Origin of the sequence: Acinetobacter psychrotolerans, assembly GCF_048552595.1 — a bacterium.
In the GTDB taxonomy this organism is placed as follows: Bacteria; Pseudomonadota; Gammaproteobacteria; order Pseudomonadales; family Moraxellaceae; genus Acinetobacter.
This window is the reverse complement of the sequence record NZ_JBIMDK010000006.1, coordinates 145,369-166,825: the sequence shown is the minus strand read 5'-3', so window position 1 is coordinate 166,825 and position 21,457 is coordinate 145,369. Positions and strand designations below refer to the sequence as shown.

Below are 21,457 nucleotides of genomic sequence, written 5' to 3'. Positions count from 1 at the left end.
GGTAATGATGTTAGAGACTATAGGGATTATCTTTGCAGTGCTTTTCTTTTTAGCTGTTTTTTCTCGAATGGCAGACGACCAAGAAATTGAGCAGAAAAAAAGGGAAGATGAGTTAGAGTATCAAAAGAAGCAACAAGAACATGAGCTTGAGATTAAAAAGAAGCAACAAGAACATGAGCTTGAGATTAAAAAACAAGCAGGGCTAAATCCTTTATATCAAGAACAGACTCGCAAGAATAAACAATACAAAGCTATGATTGCTTGCCTAATTATTTTCATTGTTTTGATAGTAGTTTACTTGATAATTGCGAAAAGTGATTCGAGGTCTGAAGCAGATTATGATACTTCTGCAATAGGAGGTGATATTACTGCTTCGTCACAAGAAGAATCATCAAGTAGTCAGGAAAATCAAAATTTACCTGAGAGATTTACTCCAGTAGTAGCCAATAAACGACAGGTAGAAAGTACACCATCTGAAATTCAACCAGTTGCTCAACCAAGAGAGATTGTTGAACCGACTGTCGCAAATCCATTTGAAGGAAATATAGACGATACAAATTTATCGTCATCCAGTCAGATTACAGTCTATGAAGCCGATGCATATATTGGGGAAAATACGACTGTCTGTGGTGAAGTGAGTCAAATTTCAAAAACAGCAAAAGCAACGTATATAAATTTTGGAGGTATATATCCAAAACATAAATTCAGTGCAGTGATTTGGTCAAACAACATCATGCCGACATCAGAGGGTAGCAAGATTTGTATCACGGGCTTAGTCGAAAGCTATAAAGGTGTTCCTCAAATTGTGATTCGCTCTGTAGAAAATCAGATTTCAAGCTATTAAATACTTAAGGTGTTCCCTATGCTAAAAAAAATATTAATTACTTCTTTGTTGTCTATGGCGAGCTTAAATGCTTTTTCGCAGGAAATTAAAATTGAGGCAATTAAAGCTCCATTCCATGTTGGTAAGACCGTGATGGCATGTGGGCAGTTAGCTGAGATTAAGCATTTAGAAAATCGGCATTATTTAAACCTTGATCGAATGTATCCGAATCAAACGTTGACGCTTTTAGTTTGGGACAATAACTACAAATGGTTTGAAGAGCGTTTCGGTCGTATTGATGGCATGGTAGGTAAGCGTTTCTGTGCTCGAGGAACAATTGAAGAATATAAAAACAATTTGCAAATGAAGGTGAATAATCCTCAGTTTTTGAGATTAATGCACTGATTCTTTAAAAGTTTTCTATGTGGTATTCCTCTTATCAAGTCTTTAAATGAGATTAATGAAAAATATGCGTTGCACAGATTTTGTTTAAATAGAGTCTAAAATTTGATAAATAGCTAAAACTATGCTTAGTTATTGTATTGGTTAAGTTGTTGTTAAATATTGATTTAAAGTGATGGTGAAATGACAGTACAAAGCGAATACCAACTTGAAAATGAACTGATTAGCCAGCTCAAGCAATTGGGTTATGCCTCAGTCACGCTCAAGGATGAAAGCCAGCTACTGTCAAACCTGAAAACCCAGATTGAACGCGCCAATGGACTAGCGCCACTGTCAGAAACTGAATGGAAGCAGGTGATTAGCTTTCTTAATACAGGCACGGTATTTGAACGGGCTAAAAACTTACGTGACCAGTTTCCTGTCAAATTTGATGATGGTTCAAGCAAGCACATTTTCTTTTTATCAGATGACCCAAGCAAAAATGTATATCAAGTCACCAATCAAATCACTATCGACCACCGCGACTATAATGGACGTACCAGCCGTTTTGATGTGACTTTACTGGTCAATGGTTTGCCACTGGTACAGATCGAGCTGAAAAAGCGCGGTATGGAAATTGCCGAAGCCTTTAATCAGACCCAGCGTTATACCCGTGAAGCCTATTGGGCAGGACAGGGCCTGTTTGGTTTTATCCAGCTGTTTGTCATCAGTAATGGTGCCAATACCCGCTATTATTCAAATGGTACTACTGGCATCGAGTTTGCCTTTCCATGGGCCGATGTCAGTAACAAACACATCAATGAAATTGTCGACTTTGCCGAAGCATTTTTAAATCAGCAGCATCTGACCCAAATGCTGACCCAGTACATGGTGCTGCTAGAAACCACAAAAAGCCTGATGGTGCTGCGTCCCTATCAGATCTATGCAGTACAGAAAATTGTCCAGCATGTACAAAGCTCGGATCAGAATGGCTATATCTGGCACACCACTGGTTCAGGCAAAACCCTGACCTCGTTTAAAGCCAGTCAGATCATCATGCAGATGCCGGACGTGGAAAAAGTCCTGTTCGTGGTGGATCGTAACGACCTTGATACGCAAACATCCAGAGAATTCAATGCTTTTAAAGCCGAGAGCGTGGACAGTACTGATAACACATCTACTTTGGTTAAACAGCTTGACCAACGTCATGACAAACTGATTGTAACGACCATTCAAAAACTCAATCGAGCCATCAGCAACGATCGCTATCTGGAATACATCGATTATCTCAAAGACCAGAAAGTGGTGTTTATCTTTGACGAGTGTCATCGCAGTCAGTTTGGTGAAACCCATCAGAACATCAAGAAGTTTTTCAGCAATGCACAGATGTTTGGTTTTACGGGAACACCGATCTTTGAGGAAAATAGTCAATCTAAAGCAGGTTTGAAACTCACCACTGACTATTTGTTCAATCAGTGTTTGCATCAATATGTCATTGTGGATGCGATTCGAGACCGTAACGTACTTCAATTCCAAATTGATTATCGTGGCAAATACACGGTCAAAGGCATGGCGACTAATGAAAGTTATGATGAAGATGTAGAAGGCATCGATACCAAAGAACTTTACGACAACCCGCAACGCTTAGAAATGATTGCCCGCTACATTGTCAATATCCACGATACCAAAACCCGTAATCGTGAATTCACAGCTATGTTCTGTGTCAGTTCAGTAGATACACTGACCCAATATTACGACATCTTTGAAAAGGTGCAGGCTGAAAAGCAAATTGAAGATGAAGCACAAGGTCGGATATTTAAGCCTTTGACCATTGCAACCATCTTTTCCTACGCTGCAAATGAGGCTGTACCGACTGATGACTTAAATGGCTTGATTCATGAAGAAGCCGCAGATATTCCAAGTCAGGTCAATTCATCTAGTCGGGATAAGCTGGATCGCTACATTGCTAATTACAATCGACAGTTCAAAACCAACTACAACTCAGGTGATCAATTTTATGCGTACTACCGCGATATCGCACAGCGCGTAAAAAATAGGCAGATTGATATTCTAATCGTGGTCAATATGTTCCTCACAGGTTTTGATTCAAAGCCACTCAACACCTTGTATGTTGATAAGAACCTTAAACATCACGGTCTGATTCAAGCCTTCTCACGGACGAATCGGGTATTAAATGACAAAAAGCCGTTTGGTAATATCATCTGTTTCCGCAATTTAAAACGTGCCACTGATGAAGCTTTGGCATTATTTTCCAATAAAGAAACCACCAAGATTGTACTTGTTCCAAGCTATGCGGAAATCGAACAGGATTACCAAGCAGCGGTGAGCAAATTGTTTGCCTTAACGCCCAATTACCAATCAGTCGATGATCTTGTCACTGAAGAACAGCAACTGGAATTTATTAAGGCCTTCCGTGAAGTGATGCGTTATAACGCGCAATTACAAACTTTTATTGAGTACGATCAAGACCAAACCCAACTGGATAAGCAGCACTTTGCGAACTTCGCCTCTAAGTATGCTGACTTGTGTCGTGCCGTTAGAAAGACCACCAAGAAAGAAAAAGTTTCGGTATTGGATGATGTCGATTTTCAATTGGATTTATTACACAGTGACCGTATTAATGTGGGTTATATCCTGACGCTGTTACAGATGGCAGTGAATGCTGAAACAGATGAGCAGCGGCAGAGATATAAAGCACAGGTAAACGATCTGATTGGTAGTGATATTAGCTTGCATGATAAGCAAGACTTGATTCAAAAGTTCATCGAAGAAAATATGCCAAAAATGATGAATGGGCAAAGCGTACAGGTGGCTTTTGCTCAGTTTTGGGATGCAGAAAAAGAGCAAGCCTATCAGCACTTTTGTGAAAAAGAAAATCTAAAGCCTGAAGTTATGAAACAAGTCTTGGATAATTATGAGTTTAATAAACGCTTACCAAGAAAAGAAGAAATGAAAGAATTACCAAACTACAAAATCAAGCTGTTTGAACGGGACAATGTGTTGAGCAATTTATTGATTAAAACACGCCAGTTGATTGAGAAGTTTTATACGGGGTTTTGAGTAGGTAATGGATATGCAAAATATTGATGCTCAGGTAGATGCCTTACTGACTGATCCACTGACAGCAAATAAATACCTTTCGTACTTTGATAAAGATATTAAAAAGAGATGTATTGAAAAAAGTGAGTTCTTTGCACAAACTTTAATTCATGATGAAAATCCTGAAATTAGACAGCTATGTGCTATTCATTATGAGTTTTTAGCTTTAAAGCTTATTGCTGATAAAGATGTAACTATTCGTTCAATATGTGCTGAAAAATGGGAGGCATGTGCTCGATTTTTGTATCAAGATGAAGATGTGAGTGTTCGCTGGGCTTGCCTAAATTGGGAATCATGTTTTCCTTTAATACTTGAGGCTGGTGAAGAGGATACTGACATTCTAAGAACAGTAGCTTTAGGCTTAATTACCTCTGAAGATATCGGGTTACGTGTTGTGGCTTCGGATATTTTACAAAATGAAATTGAAGAAGATGAGCATTTTGCTGAAGAGTGTCTGGAGTCAGATACAAAGCAACTGCGATTGCTATGTGCTCAGCACTCGAGAGAATATGCCTTATCTTTGATTCATGATGAAGATGTAGACATCAAAAGCGCATGTATTGAAAAGCTTATTGAGGATAATGATTGGTATTGTTTGGGTTCAGAGCAATTAGTTGATTTATGTCATATAGATGAAGAAATGGCACTCTTGATTCTAGATCATCATTTAGATGATTGGGATGTAAGGTCAGCATGTGTTCAGCTTTACGAAAGTTGTACTATTCAGTTAATGACAGATGAAGATGATGCTATCGCAGAGCATGCTAAATTCATGATTTTGGAAAGTCAGAATACAAAGCTAAAGTTAAATGCTTTAAAAGAATTAAATAATTACCATATTGCAGCTATCTTGATTCAAGACCGTGATCCAGAAGTTCGGAAGGCATGTGTTGAAGTTGATGAGGATTTTGCAAAAGCACTAGTCAATGATAATGACATGAATGTTCGATTGGCTTGTTTAGAATATGAAGACTGCGTAGATGATCTTTTACATGATGATGAGATAGAAATTCGCAAGGCTTGTGCACAATATTGTTCTGGTGCCATTCAACTGATAAATGATGAAGATTCAGAAGTAAGAAAAGTTTGTGCTGAGCATTACCAATGTGCTTTAGGGTTGATGTATGATATTGATGATAAAGTACGGGAAACGGCGATTAGGACAATTCAAAGCAATACGAATTTAAGTTTTCCTTTTGAATAATTAAGCTATAAATACCTAATAACACCATGCCAATGAGCATGCTTTTTTATTATGTATACCCTATGGTGTACTTAATTATAATTAACCTAAAAATAGCTAATTAAAACAATGATAAAGTATTAATGCATCATAGGGGTGTGAGATGGTGAGTCAGTCATTGAATTATCTTGAGTCAATTTAATAAAGCCTTTAAATTTTTAAAATCTATGTGATTGAGCGTTTTCAGATTCAATCGATACTGATTCTATCCAAACCGATACTTTTTTGAGTATTGATGTAGGTTTAAGAGGGTAGTATAAATTATATAAAAATCAAAACTACCTATGAACATACTTTTCATCAAACTTTTATCAGTCACTTTTTGATATAAATTAAAACTGAAAGATAAAACAGGTCTTTTATAGTAACAAAAGGTTGCTTTATGCCAAAAGAGAAGATTTATAGTAAATTTTTAAGTGCTTGAAAAAAGTCACACTATGATTAACGATTAAACAATAAAGATGGATTGTGATATTGGGATTGAAAATTAAAAAAACTGTAATCAATGCACTTGGAAATTAATTTTTCCATATGCTAAAAATAGCTTTCGATATCAGCTTTGGCTGTTCGGTCGTCTTCAGTTTGTGTGATAGATGTTTTTATGCAGGCTGCTTGAGGGAGTTAGATAGAGCTATTTGGAAAGTGAATGTGAGATATAATTCCTGAACTATATCTACATAAACCATATAGTCATCGTCATATTGATTTTTAAAAAGTTTCTCAATAGATTTAAGCTTTAGTTTCAATCTTAACCATTTATCAAATTTGCTGAATTCAAGACATAGTACTCCAAGTGCTATGTCTTGAATTTTGATTATCGTTTATAAATACCCAAGTCACTCAAATGTAATCTTAAAATTCGTCTTAATTCTAATACTGCTTCTGGTGTTTCTTGGATTGAGTGACCACCTTTGATGATTTTCTCAGAAACGGCACCATCTAAATGCGCACTTTTATATGGGACAATACCATCAGTCATAATGTTTGGGTCATTACTGTCTGTAATATTACCCATAATAGAATGATAAACCATACCTTTTTTAGGCATAATATTTTTAGTCAATAAGGTAAATTTAGAATTATGGCTTAAATCACTAGGGCCATTTTGAATTAGACCATGACCGACATCTTTTAGAAAGTTTTTCGCATTGACATCTCGTTCATCAATTGAATCTGCTAAAGCACCTAAAAATGCACCAGGTAGTTTAATGATTTTTCGTGCAGCTAAAGTAAACCAACGATCTGCAAACTCAGTACCACGATGAGGTGCAGATATAAATATTGCACGATCGAAATTAGGCACAGATTTAATGGTTAAACGTGATTTAAAAATATCATCATTTTTAAATTTATCGAATTTTCGATTATTTAACATGTTTAATGCAGGTTGAATAAGGTTGGCATCACTCACCAATAAGCGCGCAATAATACCGCCCATACTATGACCAATCAAAACCGCATCTTTAGCAGAAGGGGAATTTTGGTCAATAGAAGCAAAGCCTTGGTTAATAATGGTATTGATCTGATAGCGACTTTCTAAAATGGGCATATTGGTTGAATAAAAAACTTGCCACACTTGATAATGTTCTCTTAAGACATCATCGCCCATAATATCATTGGTTAAACGAATCCAAGCCTCAGGGCTACTTGCTAAACCATGAACCAAAACAATCACTTTCTTATTCGGATTGTAGGGTTCAAGCATGTATAAATGCGGCATGGTTAAGTGCTGATCACGATCAATTAAACTCAGATAAGCTGCAATACCTAGATTATTTTCAGCGAGCCATAACCCGTAGGGTGCAGAAAAATTGGCAGCAAGCGGATATTCTTTTCCACTCACTTTAATATTTTCAATACTATAAGGGTCATAAATATTGAGTTGAAAATTTGGGTCGTGCAAAATATTTTGTAAATTTTCAGAATTCTGGGGTTGCGCTGCAATGCTGACTGATAAATAACGTGGTGGATGAATATTCGGATTGATGCCATTTTTATATTGATGGCTGTTAGGATCAATAATGTATTTATTTTCTTCAGGTGCTTTATTTTCAGGTAGAACGGCAACAAATTCAGCACCGAAACCATCTCGACGGTTGATCGAGCGAAGCCCTGAAAAGTTTAAATTATAACTCGATAATAAGTTCTCAAGTTCCGTATTGGCGAGTTGCGGATAACCTGAAAAGTTGATGCTATAAGTGCTTGTACCGACTTTAATTTGCTTGGAAATTTTTTGACTTTTATGTCTGAGTGCATAGGTCGAGATTAACTTTGCCAATGATTGATTGTAAAAATCTCGAATTTGTACTTGTCTATTATTGAAAATACGCTGATGTGGTTGGCGTTCGGTCTTAAATAAATAGCCATAGCTATAACGAATGCTCTTATCTAACATGATCATTTGTTGGTCTAAGCATTTTTCATGATTTTGTTGGTTAATTTTTTGTTTTTCTTCAGATTGATGCTTAGAAAAAATGCTGATTTTGCAATTGGACGATTCACCCAAAGATAAAGCTTTGGTTAAGTAGATTTCACTGGCAGTAGAGAGTAATTGTTCATCTTGAATTTGTGGAATTTGCGCTAAATCAGTGACACATTTGTCAGGATCTTCGGTACATGACTTGGCTTCTCGTCCTGTCATGGAAAGTACATTTAAGCTGGCTTCACTCATTTTTGAACGCGTTAAAATACTGTCACGTTCATTGGCAATAGTGACATTTACTTTTTGATTTTTAACACTAACGACCTGACAACCATTTAAAAGCAAAGGGCTTATTGCCATTGCACAGAGCAAAAAAATTGTTTTAGTGTTTTGCATAATCATTAACCAGTTCAATCTTTTTTGAATCATACGATATTTTTATTGAAATTCAATTTATAAATTAAAAATAGACTGAATGTTCAGTCTATTTTTAATTATGGTCTTATTTGAAGTAAAAAACCACTTTCTCAGTAAAAGTTATTTCGCTTGAGCAGGATTTTTCAAAATCTGCCAAACATTATAACGACCTTGTTTTTCAATTTCTTGAATTAAACGATCTGCAACTTCAGCTTCAGAAGGATATTTCACTTTATAATTTTTTAAAGTTTGAATCGCATTTTTCTTTTGCTCCATACCCAAATAAGTATTTGCGGTCGATAAATACGCTTCTTGTACACCTTGTTTAGTGGCTTTATCTAAATACGGTAGCGCTTCTTTTTGACCACCACCTTCAGATAAAGAGAAACCAAACCATAAATTCGCTTCAGGATCTTCTTTATTTATTTTGAGAATACGTTGTGCATAATCTAAAGATTTAGTGGTATAAGCAGAACCTAAGTCGAGGTTACGCCCCAATATGCTCGCTTTAAATGCGCGAATAAGAATATCAAAAGATGCATCTGGTTTTGAGGCTAGTTGGTCGAGCTGTGTAGAAACTTCTTTAAGCTTACTTTCAAAACCTTTACGTTCTTGACGGTCTGTAAATTGTGGCGGGTAATGACGTGCTTTACCTTCAACCATTTGTAAAAAATCATCAATTGCAGTGATGTCAATTTCATTATCACCCGCTAAAACAGCATATTTCATTGCTCTTTGTTTGCTATTTATAGTTGGGATAATTAATTTATTAGTCTCTAAAATCATTTTTTGAGTGGGATTAGCAGGATCCGTCACTTCTAGTTTATTGACCTGTTGAGCTGATGCTTTTTTTAATTCTAATTCAAAAACTGGCGGCTGCTCATAATTAAAAGGGTTAAGTGCGTAAAAAGGAGGTGACAATTCTGGTTCTGTGTAAACGAATGGCTCATTTGCAGGTGGTTTTTGTTGCTGTAGGGGCGTCGTTGAGCATGCAGTGAGCACTGAAGTAGCAAGCAGAGCATATGCCAAAGGCTTAATTGTCATGTGTTTCTTCCAATGATTTATATAAAGAAATTCAAGATAAAATTGTATGGACATCAGTCTATGAAAAGATGTATGAACATGCAACTTGATTGGGTTTACATTATTAAAACTTATACAATAGAGTACGTTGATACTTTATTTATGTTTAGCGTAATGATTTTTAGGCATCATCATATTTACATTTTTATGAAATATCACAAAATTTTAACCCTGAGTGTGGTTGTTTTGTGCTTCACATTCACGGCGAACATCTTCAATAATTTTGATTTCTTCGTCGCTATAAGGTTGTTCATTGGCTTGTTGTTTGTTGAATGTTGGGTCTAAAAGCGATAAACGTTGACACAAGTGGTTCATGCGTTTTTCATTCTGTTCTAAACGATCCAACAATACACGCATACCTTCAAGCATCGGGTCGGATTGCTCTTGTGTGGCTGCATAGGCTTGGAAATCTGTATTTTCGATTATAGATTCAGTTTGTTCAGGACACTTCGCTTCTTGTTCAGTGCTTTGAATCTGCTCTTTATCTTTGGAAATGAAACGAGCGGGGTTACCAACAGCGGTTACACCTTCTGGAACTGCTTTGGTGACAACAGCATTAGATCCAACTTTGGCATTTTTACCGACAATAAATGGCCCTAAAATTTTTGCACCTGCACCAACCACAACACCATCTGCCAAAGTAGGATGCCGTTTCCCTTTATTCCATGTTGTGCCACCGAGGGTCACACCATGATAAAGCGTTACATCATCACCGATTTCAGCAGTTTCACCAATCACCACACCCATGCCATGGTCGATAAAAAAACGTCGACCAATTTTCGCACCGGGATGAATTTCTATACCTGTTGCAAAGCGACTGAAAGAAGACAAAATCCGTGCCGAAGTTTTACATTCATTTTCCCAAAGTTCATGTGCCACACGATGCATGATTAATGCGTGTATACCTGGGTAAGTGGTTAAAACTTCAAATGTATTACGCGCAGCAGGATCACGCGAAAATACAGCTTGGATATCTTCTTTGAGCTGTTTCAGCATTAGTTTAGATCCTCATCTTTGGATTTTTTCCATGTCCCATTATTTAAAGCTTGTACGCGACTAAAAATGCCACGTAATAAATGATATTCCATCTTATCTAATTGTATACGCCCAAATAATCGACGCAAGCGCAATGGGAGTAATCTTGGGTTTTTAGGGTCTAAAAATTCAATTTCTGCTAACATTTTTTCGATATGTGGATAGAACTGTTCCATTTGCTCATGAGTTACCAGTGGTTCATCCCAATGCATATCTTCAGAATCAGTGACATGCATTACAGCCGTATCATCAACTTGTTTTTCTGCCAATTCTAGAGTTGCCACACGCATTTCATAGCAGATGACCTGAATGGCTTGGGCAACATTTAAAACCCCATAATCAGTATTGACAGGAATGGTGACATGGTAATTTGCCATTGCTAATTCTTCATTGGTCAAACCACGATCTTCACGACCAAAAACAATTGCAATTTCTTGTTGGTCTTTGACCACAGCTTGCATCGATTTTTGTGCCGCAGGGCGAGCATCGAGTAATGGCCAAGGAATCGTTCGGCTACGAGCGCTGGTACCAAAAACCAAATGACAATCTTTAATAGCTTGTTCTAAAGTTTCAACAATTTCAATTTGATCAATGAGATCGGTCGCACCTGCTGCTAGTGCATTTATATCTGGGTGAGGATAGGTTTTTGGCGCAACCAAAACCAATTTTGATAAGCCCATGGTTTTCATTGCACGTAATGCGCTCCCAATATTTGCAGGGAGTGTGGTATTGACCATAACAATACGTACATGACTTAAATGCTGTGATACCACAGCATTGTCGATAATATCCATTAATTTTCCAAAATATATAGTTTTGATTAACTCGGGTGTTAATTGACTAAGGTGTTGATTAAAAATGTATTACGAGAATTGGCTTGAATCCGCTATATATTGATCCATCGCATCATCCATACTCACATTATGAGCAGGAGCAGCAACTTGAGTTGGTTTTGCTAATTCACGATGATCAACAGCTTTAGCAGCTTTTGATTTGACATAATATTCAATATGAATCGATTCTTTACCAAAATAATCACGTAACTTAGAAAGTAATTCATCCAACGGAGCGACTTTCCATTGTTGACCTAAATGCAATTCGGCAGTCGCGTAGTCATAATCCAATTGGATTTGCATAGGAATATGCTGACACATATCTACATTGCAAAAGGGGAGTAAAATCTTTTGAATATCTGTACTGAGTGTTTTGCTAATGATTTCAGGTGCTAATTTTACTGTAATATTATTGGCACGTTTTTGACGAATTTCATTAAGTGTGAATGCTTTGGTTAAACGGCCCATTGGGCGGTCAAAACCTTCACGCTCATAAATCTCACCTTCAATAACCACGACTTTTTCATTTTGAATAATGTCTTTGAAACGGTTAAAACGTTCATGATTTGCAGATACTTCAATGCGTGCTGTACCGTCATCTAAGGTGATCATCATGCGATTTGGGAAGTTTGCTATATCGACGACCAAGCCTGCAAAAACTGTGGTTACGCCACGTCGTGTAGGGGTAAGTTCATTGATTTTATTTGAAATAAAAGCTTTCAATTCTGGGCGGTAAACATCAATTGGATGACCTGTTAAATATAAACCGAGTGTGTCTTTTTCACCTTTTAAGCGAACCTCATCTGACCATGGTTTAACAGGCTTGGCAGGTTTACGTTGAACCTCTTCCACTTCACCAAACAAATCCATAATCCCTGTTTCGCGATTAGAGCGTGCTTGATCGGCTGCTTGAACGGCTTCAGGTAATTGTGCCATAAGACTTGCGCGATCGATACCTAAGCAATCTAAAGCACCAGAGCGGATGAGTGCTTCTAATGTACGCTTATTAATTTTTTTCAGATCAACACGATGGCAGAAGTCGAATAAGTCTTTAAATACGCCATCTTGCTCACGCGAATCAATTACGGATTGCATGGCTTGTTCGCCAACGCCTTTAATTGCACCTAGACCATAAATAATGGTTTTTTCATCACTGGCATAGAATTGATAAAAAGACATATTAATGGAAGGTGGTAAAACCTCTAAACCGTTGCTACGACAGTCATCGATAATGAAGACGACACTGTCAGTATTCTGCATTTCCGAAGATAAAACCGCTGCTAAAAACTCTGACGGATAATGTGCTTTCAACCAAGCAGTTTGGTAAGCAACGAGGGCATAAGCCGCAGCATGTGATTTATTGAAACCATAGCCTGCGAATTTTTCCATATAGTCAAAGATATGATTGGCTGTACCAGTATCGATATCTTTAAGTGCAGCACCTTCAATAAAGGTTGCACGCTGCTTTTCCATCTCTTCGACTTTCTTTTTACCCATAGCACGGCGAAGTAAGTCAGCACCACCGAGGGTATAGCCTGCACAAATCTGCGCAGCTTGCATCACCTGTTCTTGGTACACCATGATGCCATAGGTAGGTTCAAGTACGCTTTCTAATAAAGGATGGAGATACTCAAAATCACCACCATGCATACGATGAATAAAGTCTGGAATAAGATCCATTGGACCCGGACGATATAACGATACAAAGGCAATAATTTCTTCAAATTTACTTGGACGTGCTTCTTTGAGCATTTTTTTCATGCCCACGGATTCAAACTGGAATACCGCAGTGGTATTTGCATCGGCAAATACAGCATAAGCAAGGGCATCTGTTAAGGGAATGAGTGAAATATCTAAAGGCGTTTCAGATTGAATGCGTTTATTGATGTTTTGCACAGCATCTTCAATAACTGTCAGATTACGAAGTCCCAAGAAGTCGAATTTGACTAAGCCTGCTGCTTCAACATCATCTTTATCAAACTGGGCGACACGACCTGTACCATCGGCATCACATAAAACGGCAGAGTAATCAGTAATTTTAGTTGGTGCAATAACGACACCGCCTGCATGTTTACCTGTATTACGGGTTAGACCTTCGAGTTTGAGTGCCATATCCCAAATTTCAGCGGCATCATCATTGTCAGGATTAGACGGATTAGTGACGATATCTTTAAGCTGTGGTTCAGCGTCAATAGATTCCAATAAAGTCAAGCCTAGAGGTTTGGTTGGAATCATTTTTGAAATACGATCCGCTAAACCATAAGATTTACCTAAGACACGGGCAACGTCTCGGATCGCACCTTTTGCAGCCATTGTTCCAAATGTTGCGATCTGTGAAACAGCTTCACGACCATAGTGACGAGCCACATAATCGATTACTTTATCTCGCCCTGCGATACAGAAATCGACATCAAAATCGGGCATAGATACACGTTCAGGATTTAAGAAACGTTCAAAAAGTAGGTCATAGCGTAGTGGATCTAAATCGGTGATTTTTAAACTATAAGCGACTAAAGAACCTGCACCTGAACCACGGCCCGGACCAACGGGGACGCCGTTATTTTTAGACCATTGAATAAAGTCCATGACGATGAGGAAGTAGCCAGGGAACCCCATTTTATTGATGATATCTAGCTCGTAAGTGAGTCGTTCATCATAAGGCTTTCGAATATCAGCCCAATCCTCATCCCGTTTTTTAACTGGGTAAAGGACATCAAGACGTTCTTCTAAGCCAAGTTCAGACAAATGGTTGAAATAGGTGTAGATGGTATGACCATCTGGGATAGGGTAGTCTGGTAAGTCATTGAAGCCCAAGCGTAAAGATACAGTACAACGTTTTGCAATATGTAAAGTATTTTCAATCGCACTTGGAATATCGGCAAACAGTTCAATCATTTCAGCAGAAGTTTTGAAGTATTGCTCAGTGCTATAATTTTTAGGGCGTTTACTATCACCTAAGACATAACCGTCTGCAATACAAACCCGAGCTTCATGTGCCTCATAGTCTTCCGTGCTAATAAAATGCACATCATTATGAGCAACCACGCCAATATTATATTTGGCTGCTAGTTTGACAGCTTCTTGATTAAAGTTTTCTTCTAATGTACGACCAGTACGAGTCAGTGCCAAATAAACACGATTACCAAATTTAGAAATCCATTCTTCAATTAATGATTCAGCTTTTTCAGGATAAGCGGAGCAGAGCATATCACCAACATCACTGTGTAACCCTAAAAGCACAATAATGTCTTGAGATTGTTCCAGAATCCAATCTTTTTGAATACACGGAATTGAAAGTTGTTGTCCTTCAATAAAACCGCGAGACACGATTTCAGTTAAACCACGCCATCCTTTATTGGTCATCGCCAATAAAATTGCTTTGTGATTTGCATCATTTAGGCGGATGGTACTACCAAAAATTGGCTTAATGCCTTTACTCATTGCTTTGTTATAAAATTTTACCGCAGCATGCAGGTTAGACAAATCTGTAATCGCCAGTGCAGGCATGTTGTCAGATGCAGTAGCTTTGATAAGATCAGGTATCCGAACAATCGATTCTGAAATCGAAAATTCTGTAAAAACACCAAGATGAACAAACTGCATAGACCGATCCTATCTGAAACTGTTGCGCATTTTATCACGCTTAAACTGTGATGTGCGGAATTTACAAATTCTTTGCTGAGTTGATGTTTTTGTTCAAGTACCTGAAAATTATGTTGATAAATTTATTTTTATTTCAAAAAAATCTAATTGAATGCAAAAAAGCCAATCGCATAGTTTTTGTAGATAATTTTCGTAGATAACATTTGCAGATGATTGAAGTTGTTATCGAAAACAGAAATTTCAATAACAACTTTTTTCAATGACGGATTAAATTGCTTTTAAACGCTCTGAACCAATCCAATGTTTAGAAAACTGATAGGCAGCACGACCTGAGCGTTGCCCACGTGCCTGACTCCATCTTAAAGCTTCAGCACGGACGTCATCATTATAAGCCATGTTTTCTTTACGCAGATAATGTTCAACAATTTCTAAATACAGATTTTGATCCATAGGATAAAAAGATAACCACAGACCAAAACGATCAGACAATGAAATCTTTTCCTCAATAGCTTCTTGCGGATGCAATTCTTTATATTGGGGTACATCGACCTTAGTGACGGGTGTATTTTCATGCATAAATTCTGGCAGTAAATGACGACGATTACTGGTTGCATAAATGATGAAATTACTTGAACCTGATTGCAATGAGCCATCTAAAACACTTTTTAAACTACGATAATTTTCATCTTCAGCATTAAAAGCCAAATCATCGCAATACACGATGAATTTTTCAGGACGGTCTTTAATTATTTTTTGAATTTCAGGGAGATCTGATAAATCATCACGTTCGATTTCAATTAAACGCAAACCTTGATTTACATATTGGGTCAATAATGAGCGGACAATAGACGACTTTCCTGTACCCCGCGAACCTGTGAGCAAAATATCATTGGCAGGTAAGCCATGCAAAAATTGTTCAGTATTTTGTAGAATTTTGGCCTTTTGGCGCTCAATCCCTTTTAGATCTTCTAAGTGCATAGCTTTGGGTTGATAAATAGCTTTGAGTTGCTTTTCATGCCATCTAAATGCAGGGGATGCAAAATCAGTCTCTTGTTTGGTTTCTGGAAGAACTTGTTGTAATTGATCCAGTACTGTTGATAATTTTTGAATGATATTTTCAGGTAAATCAAAAGCTGCCATTGTTACTTCCGTTTGCTATATTTTCAGAGATTACAAATATTGAATAATATTAGCATAGCATTTTTAATGAACTTATCTCATAACTTGAGAATTGATATTTTAAGCAATCACTTAATGGTTTATTGTGATTGATTATCTGTGTATTTTTAAGCATAGTTTACAGATGAGCATTTAATCCACAGGATTAAAATCAAAGGAATATTAGAAATGCTATTAGAACTCGCACAAAATTTAAATCCGCATCAGGCTTATCGTATAAAAAAACTTAAAAGAACATTAGCGCAAGCGGAAAACTATGAAGAGTGGCAGTCTATTGCTCTAAAGCTCGATGAAGAGACTGGGGCGCAAGAGTGGAAGTTAGACAATAGTTCACCTTATTTTGATGCTGAAATTATTTCGCACCGTCTGAATTTATTACGTCGTTATCGTCAGCAGAATCGTACTCAAGATTTAATTTATATTCTTCGAGAGGGTTTTAGTCATGACGTCGCTAATATTGGTCACCCCATGTTATTTGCCCATACCTATGTGGGAACAAAAAAAATCATTGAAGATTATATAGATGAAGTCAGCAAAAGTTTGGCTTTTATTGCTTCAGAAAGTTGTCAGCTATTAACCCTAGAAAATAAAATAAAATTTTTTGAAAATTGCAAAAAAGCCTATGGTCAACCTGCACTGATGTTTTCAGGCGGTGCAACATTAGGATTGTTTCATAGCGGTGTGGTAAAGGCTTTACTTGAGCGAGATTTAATGCCGAAAGTCCTTTCAGGCTCAAGTGCTGGTGCAATCATGACGGGCATGTTGGGTGTAAATGTATCCAGTGAAATTCCAAATTTACTCACGGGTGATCAATTTTATAGTGATGCTTTTCATTTTCGGAGCCTAAGGGAGTTAATTAAAGGCAATGGTGGTTTTGCCGATGTCAGATATCTTAAGAAATTCTTGATTGAAAACTTGGGTGATGTGACCTTTGAAGAAGCTTTTGAAAAATCAGGTTTAGACATTAATGTCACGGTAGCACCGTATGATGTCACACAAGAAGATGCACGGATTATGAATAAGTACACTTCACCCGATCTGTTGGTATGGAGTGCTGTTCTAGCTTCTTGTGCCGTGCCTATTTTATTTCCGCCTGTACGTTTGACCAGTAAACGATTTGATGGCGTACATACACCATATTTAGCCAGTACACGTTGGGTGGATGGCAGTGTACGTAGTGATTTCCCACAAGAGCGTATGTCACGACTGTATAATTTAAATTACACCATTGCCAGTCAAGTTAATCCGCATATCGTGCCATTTATGCAAGATGATGAAGAGCGCTATCGTAAGGATTTACTCAGCTGGCCTGAACGAATTCTTCGCCAACAAGGCAAAATGGCGACTATGGGCATGATGGATTTTGCTCGTAGTCGAATGGGGCGTTTACCGTCTATGCGCCGTTTATTGGATCATGGCTATGGCATTGTAGATCAGCGTTATTATGGTAATGTGAATATTGTCGGAAATTACAGCCTGCAACATTATAGTTATATGTTGCAAAATCCACGTCCGCATTTGTTCAAACTTCTCCAACGAGAAGGGGAGCGAGCAACTTGGCCAAAAATTTCGAGTATTGAAACGCATGCACGTATTGGTAAAACGATTCAGCACTGTTTAGAGGTCTTAAATTCTGATCAGAAACCGATAAATTCTGCGGTACAGCTTGTTGCAGCAGTTTAATGTGCTAGAAAGGATTTAACAGGATTGATAAAATTACCGAAAGCTGTCAATTCACTGAAAAGTCAAAGTTTGGGTCGCCGTGTGTATTGTATGGAAAGCGATGATCGAAAATATTGGCTGAAATTGCAAGTTGCTCACATCAATTCAGAATACGAACGTAGTTTTTTAAATGAATTAGAAATCTACAGACAATTAAGTGATTTCGAATCAGCAGACGACAAAATTCTGTGTAATTTTTCAATTTCAAATATAAACGGTCATTTTCAAAGTAATTATGGTCAAAGCGGTCACTATCTAAATAATGAACTTTTTTTGGAGCAGGTTTTAAGCATAGAGCATGCTAATGCATTATTTGCCAAAAGTCCTTTTGGTATCACTTTTATAGACGTTGTAGAAATTCTCCAAAAAAGTTTAGATGTACTTGATCATTTACACCAATTAGAATTTATTCATGGTGATTTAAAAGTTGAGCATTTTAGATATTTAAATCATCGTGCAGCTTTAATTGATTTAGAACAATGTTGTCATATTACATCTGTAAGCAAGATGCCAAATACAGCAACTCCACGTTATATGGCACCAGAATTGTTTCATGCAGAAAGTAAGTCATTTGCTACAGATGTCTATGCATTAGGGGTAATTTGGTTGGAATGGTTGACTCAGAAACGTTTTCAACAAAAGAATTATTTAGATTGGGCGAAATTTCATTGTCAAAGCTTAAAAATTGAACTTCCAATAGGGTTTAAGCCTTTAGATGACGTTTTAATACTCATGTTGAGTAAAAATAAAGTACATCGTTGTTTAAATATTTATCAATTAAAACAACTATTAAGCCAAATTGTTTAAACAAAAACCAGTATTTATGAGATTTGATTTTTATTTAAACAAACGAATAGTTTTTTCGAAAAAAAGGCTTGTCATAATAGGATGATCTCTATAATATACACAGCCATTGGGGACGTGGCGAAATTGGTAGACGCACTGGATTTAGGTTCCAGCGCCGCAAGGTGTGAGAGTTCGAGTCTCTCCGTCCCCACCAAGTAATTCATTTAGTGGCATTAAAGCTAAGTGAAATACTATAGAGGATTGGTGTAATGGTAGCATGACGGTCTCCAAAACCGTTCGTCAAGGTTCGAGTCCTTGATCCTCTGCCAACTTATTTGTAAAAATACCATTGATGTGGTTTTTTATTCGGGGACGTGGCGAAATTGGTAGACGCACTGGATTTAGGTTCCAGCGCCGCAAGGTGTGAGAGTTCGAGTCTCTCCGTCCCCACCATATTCAAAAGGCAAGATTTAAATCTTGCCTTTTTTATTGCCTAAAATATTATCATTACAATCTAAAAATAAATAATTTAAATCATCCCTTATTTGGGGAATATATATTTCAACCTATTCACGATATTCTATTTCTTATTCTACTTACTGGCGTATGTGGAAATTGTAAAATAAGGATAGCTTAATGAAAAAAATATTATTTATTATCTGTTGTTTAATTTCACTCAATGTTTTAGCAAATACAGATTCAATGCTTTTAGAGCAGCAAATGAATGTATTAAAAAGCATGGGGGTGAACAACCCAGAATTGATGGATACGTTATCCACGATGCAAAAAAATTTTGCGGATGATGATGCTTCAGAAAATCAGAATCGACAAACGGTTCAAGCGACATATTTTTCCACAGCAGGGCATTCGGATTTAGAGAAATGTGCAACAGGAGAAGTTCAATTAGACACTATTTGTCAGGCAGCAATGCTGCGCTATCAAGCTTATTTATCAGCAATATCAGCTAATGAGTCGGAACAAAATATCAATGCTTTTTATTCACAACATGCAGAAGCCGCTAAACACTATATTGCGGTACATGAAAGTTTGACGCATTAAATTTTTAAAAGTCTCTTTTAACCAGACTGATATATTTTAGCTGTAATGTAAAAAGACCTAAACTGTTATCACCTCTATGCGATGTAAGTTTAGGTCTTTAAAGAGAAACTTCGAAATTTTTGATTATTATTTTCTAAGATTAAGCTTTTAAGTGATCTTCAAATTCTTCGCCAAGTTGAACAGCTAAATTATTTCCAGCCAATTCACAGGTGACTAGGCCATATTCTTTTTTAAAGCTGAAAGTGAAGCCTTTATTATCGGTCAAATTTTTAACTGAATAGCCAAGTTTTTCTAACCAAATACGAAATGCAATTAAATTTTTTGCTTTAACAACTTTTTTCACGGAAGATCTCCTTAATTCCTGTCTTTAATTTTAATAGGGATGACTATTTAATTTTTAAAGGGGGAAGTGTGTAATTTTATTTTTTATATCAATTTTTGATCAAGATGGAAAATCATTATTTTGAATACATTGTCTAATTTACATTCAAATTATTTTATTTTGATATTATTTGTTTTTATTAATATTAGATAAAACAGTTGTTTATATTTTTTTTTGGTTTTTAAGAAATAACTATAATTTTTTAACTCCCGTTATTTGAGTCATGAAATTTAAACCAGCAAGATGTAAATAAATTTAACAACGTTTATTCTTTGTAATGTGATAACGAGTTTAAGTATGGGGTTGAAAATAAAATTGCATCGTCAGTTTTTTGTTCTGATCCTATTTTAGTGGTTGAAAGTGCTTTTATCGGACATGATTGTTATGAATGAGGGTGATAAAAGCACGATGCCTTTGATTGAATTTTGAAAGTTTGGTATTTACAAGTCGATTTAAATGAATGGAAAAATCAAAGTGATTGATTAAAAATTATCTTTTAAAGCACGAATTCGAGCAAATTCATCGGCACTTTCAACTCTTAAAAATGGATTGGTTTCGAGTTCAAGTTCAATGGTGCTGGGTAGAGTGATTTTACCAAGGTCTCTCATATTTTGAATATCTTCTGCGCGTTGTTGAATAGCGAGATTTTTAGGTTCGATATGCAATGCAAATTTGGCATTAGATAAAGTATATTCATGTGTGCAATAAACTTTGGTCCGTGGTGGTAGTGCTGCTAAACGATTCAGTGAATGGTAAAATTGTTCGGCTGTTCCCTCGAACATTCGTCCACAACCCATTGCAAATAACGTATCACCGCAAAAAACACTGTCTAATTCATCAATAAAATAAACGATATGCCCTAAGGTGTGACCAGGAACGGCAATAATGTCAATTTTTAAACCATGAAATTTAAAATGATCATCATTTTGCAATGGGTGAGTTAGGAACGGAATATGGCTGAGTTCTGCACGTGGGCCGTAAATTGGAATTTGCTGACTGGCAATTAATTCAGGTACACCGCCAATATGGTCTTTATGCCAATGAGTCAGCCAAACTTGCTTTAAATGGAGCTGGTGAGTTGCACAATAATCTTCAACAAGATGTGCTTCTGTGGGGTCAATTGCAACAACATCATGACTTTCAGTTTCTTCAATGAGCCAGATATAGTTTTGTAATTGATTTTTGACATCTATAACGTGAATTTTAAAATTCATTGACACATTCCATTTGAATATTATTTTGACTATTTAATACAATTTAATCTATAGAAACAAGCATGAAGCAACTTATTTACTATGGCTTTGAGCAGTAAAAGAGGGGAATTGAAAAGCATGAATAAAATTAAAATGAATTATTTAAAGTTGCAAAC

15 protein-coding genes and 3 tRNA genes are annotated in these 21,457 nt (G+C 36.7%); 10 read left to right on the top strand and 8 right to left on the bottom strand.

Going from position 1 to position 21,457, the window contains the following annotated elements:
- Positions 1-7: 7 nt before the first annotated feature.
- From ACG94X_RS07860 to ACG94X_RS07845, 4 genes are all read left to right on the top strand, one after another.
- On the top strand, positions 8-844 hold the full coding sequence (locus ACG94X_RS07860; RefSeq protein ID WP_419383181.1) for a hypothetical protein: 837 nt from the start codon (positions 8-10) through the stop codon (positions 842-844).
- A gap of 18 nt (positions 845-862) precedes the next feature.
- Positions 863-1,228 carry a hypothetical protein gene (locus ACG94X_RS07855; RefSeq protein ID WP_104498412.1) on the top strand — a complete coding sequence of 122 codons (366 nt, stop codon included), beginning with the start codon at positions 863-865 and terminating at the stop codon, positions 1,226-1,228.
- Between the two features lie 180 nt (positions 1,229-1,408).
- Positions 1,409-4,285, top strand: coding sequence for a type I restriction endonuclease subunit R (locus tag ACG94X_RS07850; RefSeq protein WP_419383180.1), 2,877 nt, complete (start codon positions 1,409-1,411; stop codon positions 4,283-4,285).
- A gap of 7 nt (positions 4,286-4,292) precedes the next feature.
- The gene (locus ACG94X_RS07845) at positions 4,293-5,528 is read left to right on the top strand and encodes a hypothetical protein (protein WP_419383179.1); all 1,236 of its coding nucleotides are present in this window, start codon (positions 4,293-4,295) and stop codon (positions 5,526-5,528) included.
- Positions 5,529-6,381: 853 nt separating this feature from the next.
- On the opposite strand, the gene ACG94X_RS07840 is transcribed toward ACG94X_RS07845, so the two are convergent.
- From ACG94X_RS07840 to ACG94X_RS07815, 6 genes are all read right to left on the bottom strand, one after another.
- Positions 6,382-8,391 carry an esterase/lipase family protein gene (locus ACG94X_RS07840; RefSeq protein ID WP_419383178.1) on the bottom strand — a complete coding sequence of 670 codons (2,010 nt, stop codon included), beginning with the start codon at positions 8,389-8,391 and terminating at the stop codon, positions 6,382-6,384.
- 135 nt (positions 8,392-8,526) lie between these two features.
- A complete protein-coding gene (locus ACG94X_RS07835; protein WP_419383177.1) occupies positions 8,527-9,450 on the bottom strand; it encodes an ABUW_2363 family tetratricopeptide repeat lipoprotein in 924 nt (307 codons plus the stop codon).
- A gap of 204 nt (positions 9,451-9,654) precedes the next feature.
- Positions 9,655-10,485, bottom strand: coding sequence for a serine O-acetyltransferase (gene cysE / locus ACG94X_RS07830; RefSeq protein WP_419383176.1), 831 nt, complete (start codon positions 10,483-10,485; stop codon positions 9,655-9,657).
- Positions 10,485-11,318: an RNA methyltransferase gene (locus ACG94X_RS07825; protein WP_419383175.1), complete on the bottom strand. Its 834-nt coding sequence runs from the start codon at positions 11,316-11,318 to the stop codon at positions 10,485-10,487. The genes cysE and ACG94X_RS07825 overlap by 1 nt, the downstream gene beginning before the upstream one ends.
- 69 nt (positions 11,319-11,387) lie before the next feature.
- Positions 11,388-14,960, bottom strand: a complete 3,573-nt coding sequence (gene dnaE, locus ACG94X_RS07820; RefSeq protein ID WP_419383174.1) for a DNA polymerase III subunit alpha — start codon at positions 14,958-14,960, stop codon at positions 11,388-11,390.
- A 267-nt stretch (positions 14,961-15,227) separates the two neighbouring features.
- A complete protein-coding gene (locus tag ACG94X_RS07815) occupies positions 15,228-16,100 on the bottom strand; it encodes an ATP-binding protein (protein WP_419383173.1) in 873 nt (290 codons plus the stop codon).
- A 207-nt stretch (positions 16,101-16,307) separates the two neighbouring features.
- Between ACG94X_RS07815 and ACG94X_RS07810 the strand changes: the two genes are divergently transcribed.
- From ACG94X_RS07810 to ACG94X_RS07785, 6 genes are all read left to right on the top strand, one after another.
- Positions 16,308-17,822 carry a DUF3336 domain-containing protein gene (locus tag ACG94X_RS07810; protein ID WP_419383172.1) on the top strand — a complete coding sequence of 505 codons (1,515 nt, stop codon included), beginning with the start codon at positions 16,308-16,310 and terminating at the stop codon, positions 17,820-17,822.
- A gap of 24 nt (positions 17,823-17,846) precedes the next feature.
- Complete coding sequence (locus tag ACG94X_RS07805; RefSeq protein WP_419383171.1) at positions 17,847-18,668, top strand: protein kinase domain-containing protein; 822 nt, start codon at positions 17,847-17,849, stop codon at positions 18,666-18,668.
- A 108-nt stretch (positions 18,669-18,776) separates the two neighbouring features.
- Positions 18,777-18,861 (top strand) — tRNA-Leu (locus tag ACG94X_RS07800).
- 41 nt (positions 18,862-18,902) lie between these two features.
- Positions 18,903-18,976 (top strand) — tRNA-Trp (locus tag ACG94X_RS07795).
- 39 nt (positions 18,977-19,015) lie between these two features.
- A tRNA-Leu gene (locus tag ACG94X_RS07790) sits at positions 19,016-19,100 on the top strand.
- 183 nt (positions 19,101-19,283) lie between these two features.
- Entirely contained in the window at positions 19,284-19,706 is a 423-nt protein-coding gene (locus tag ACG94X_RS07785; protein ID WP_419383170.1) for a hypothetical protein, read from the top strand.
- 139 nt (positions 19,707-19,845) lie between these two features.
- Here ACG94X_RS07785 and ACG94X_RS07780 read toward each other — a convergent pair whose 3' ends face one another.
- Together ACG94X_RS07780 and gloB are read right to left on the bottom strand one after the other, a co-directional pair.
- A complete protein-coding gene (locus ACG94X_RS07780) occupies positions 19,846-20,049 on the bottom strand; it encodes a hypothetical protein (protein WP_419383169.1) in 204 nt (67 codons plus the stop codon).
- Positions 20,050-20,570: 521 nt separating this feature from the next.
- Positions 20,571-21,302 carry a hydroxyacylglutathione hydrolase gene (gene gloB / locus ACG94X_RS07775; protein WP_419383168.1) on the bottom strand — a complete coding sequence of 244 codons (732 nt, stop codon included), beginning with the start codon at positions 21,300-21,302 and terminating at the stop codon, positions 20,571-20,573.
- Between the last annotated feature and the right edge of the window lie 155 nt (positions 21,303-21,457).

Coding starts and splice junctions, on each gene's coding strand:
- ACG94X_RS07845 (WP_419383179.1), top strand. CDS start 4,293: ATGGATATGCAAAATATTGATGCTCAGGTAGATGCCTTACTGACTGAT.
- cysE (WP_419383176.1), bottom strand. CDS start 10,485: ATGCTGAAACAGCTCAAAGAAGATATCCAAGCTGTATTTTCGCGTGAT.
- ACG94X_RS07860 (WP_419383181.1), top strand. CDS start 8: ATGTTAGAGACTATAGGGATTATCTTTGCAGTGCTTTTCTTTTTAGCT.
- ACG94X_RS07785 (WP_419383170.1), top strand. CDS start 19,284: ATGAAAAAAATATTATTTATTATCTGTTGTTTAATTTCACTCAATGTT.
- ACG94X_RS07835 (WP_419383177.1), bottom strand. CDS start 9,450: ATGACAATTAAGCCTTTGGCATATGCTCTGCTTGCTACTTCAGTGCTC.
- ACG94X_RS07855 (WP_104498412.1), top strand. CDS start 863: ATGCTAAAAAAAATATTAATTACTTCTTTGTTGTCTATGGCGAGCTTA.
- gloB (WP_419383168.1), bottom strand. CDS start 21,302: ATGAATTTTAAAATTCACGTTATAGATGTCAAAAATCAATTACAAAAC.
- dnaE (WP_419383174.1), bottom strand. CDS start 14,960: ATGCAGTTTGTTCATCTTGGTGTTTTTACAGAATTTTCGATTTCAGAA.
- ACG94X_RS07840 (WP_419383178.1), bottom strand. CDS start 8,391: ATGATTATGCAAAACACTAAAACAATTTTTTTGCTCTGTGCAATGGCA.
- ACG94X_RS07825 (WP_419383175.1), bottom strand. CDS start 11,318: ATGGATATTATCGACAATGCTGTGGTATCACAGCATTTAAGTCATGTA.
- ACG94X_RS07815 (WP_419383173.1), bottom strand. CDS start 16,100: ATGGCAGCTTTTGATTTACCTGAAAATATCATTCAAAAATTATCAACA.
- ACG94X_RS07850 (WP_419383180.1), top strand. CDS start 1,409: ATGACAGTACAAAGCGAATACCAACTTGAAAATGAACTGATTAGCCAG.
- ACG94X_RS07810 (WP_419383172.1), top strand. CDS start 16,308: ATGCTATTAGAACTCGCACAAAATTTAAATCCGCATCAGGCTTATCGT.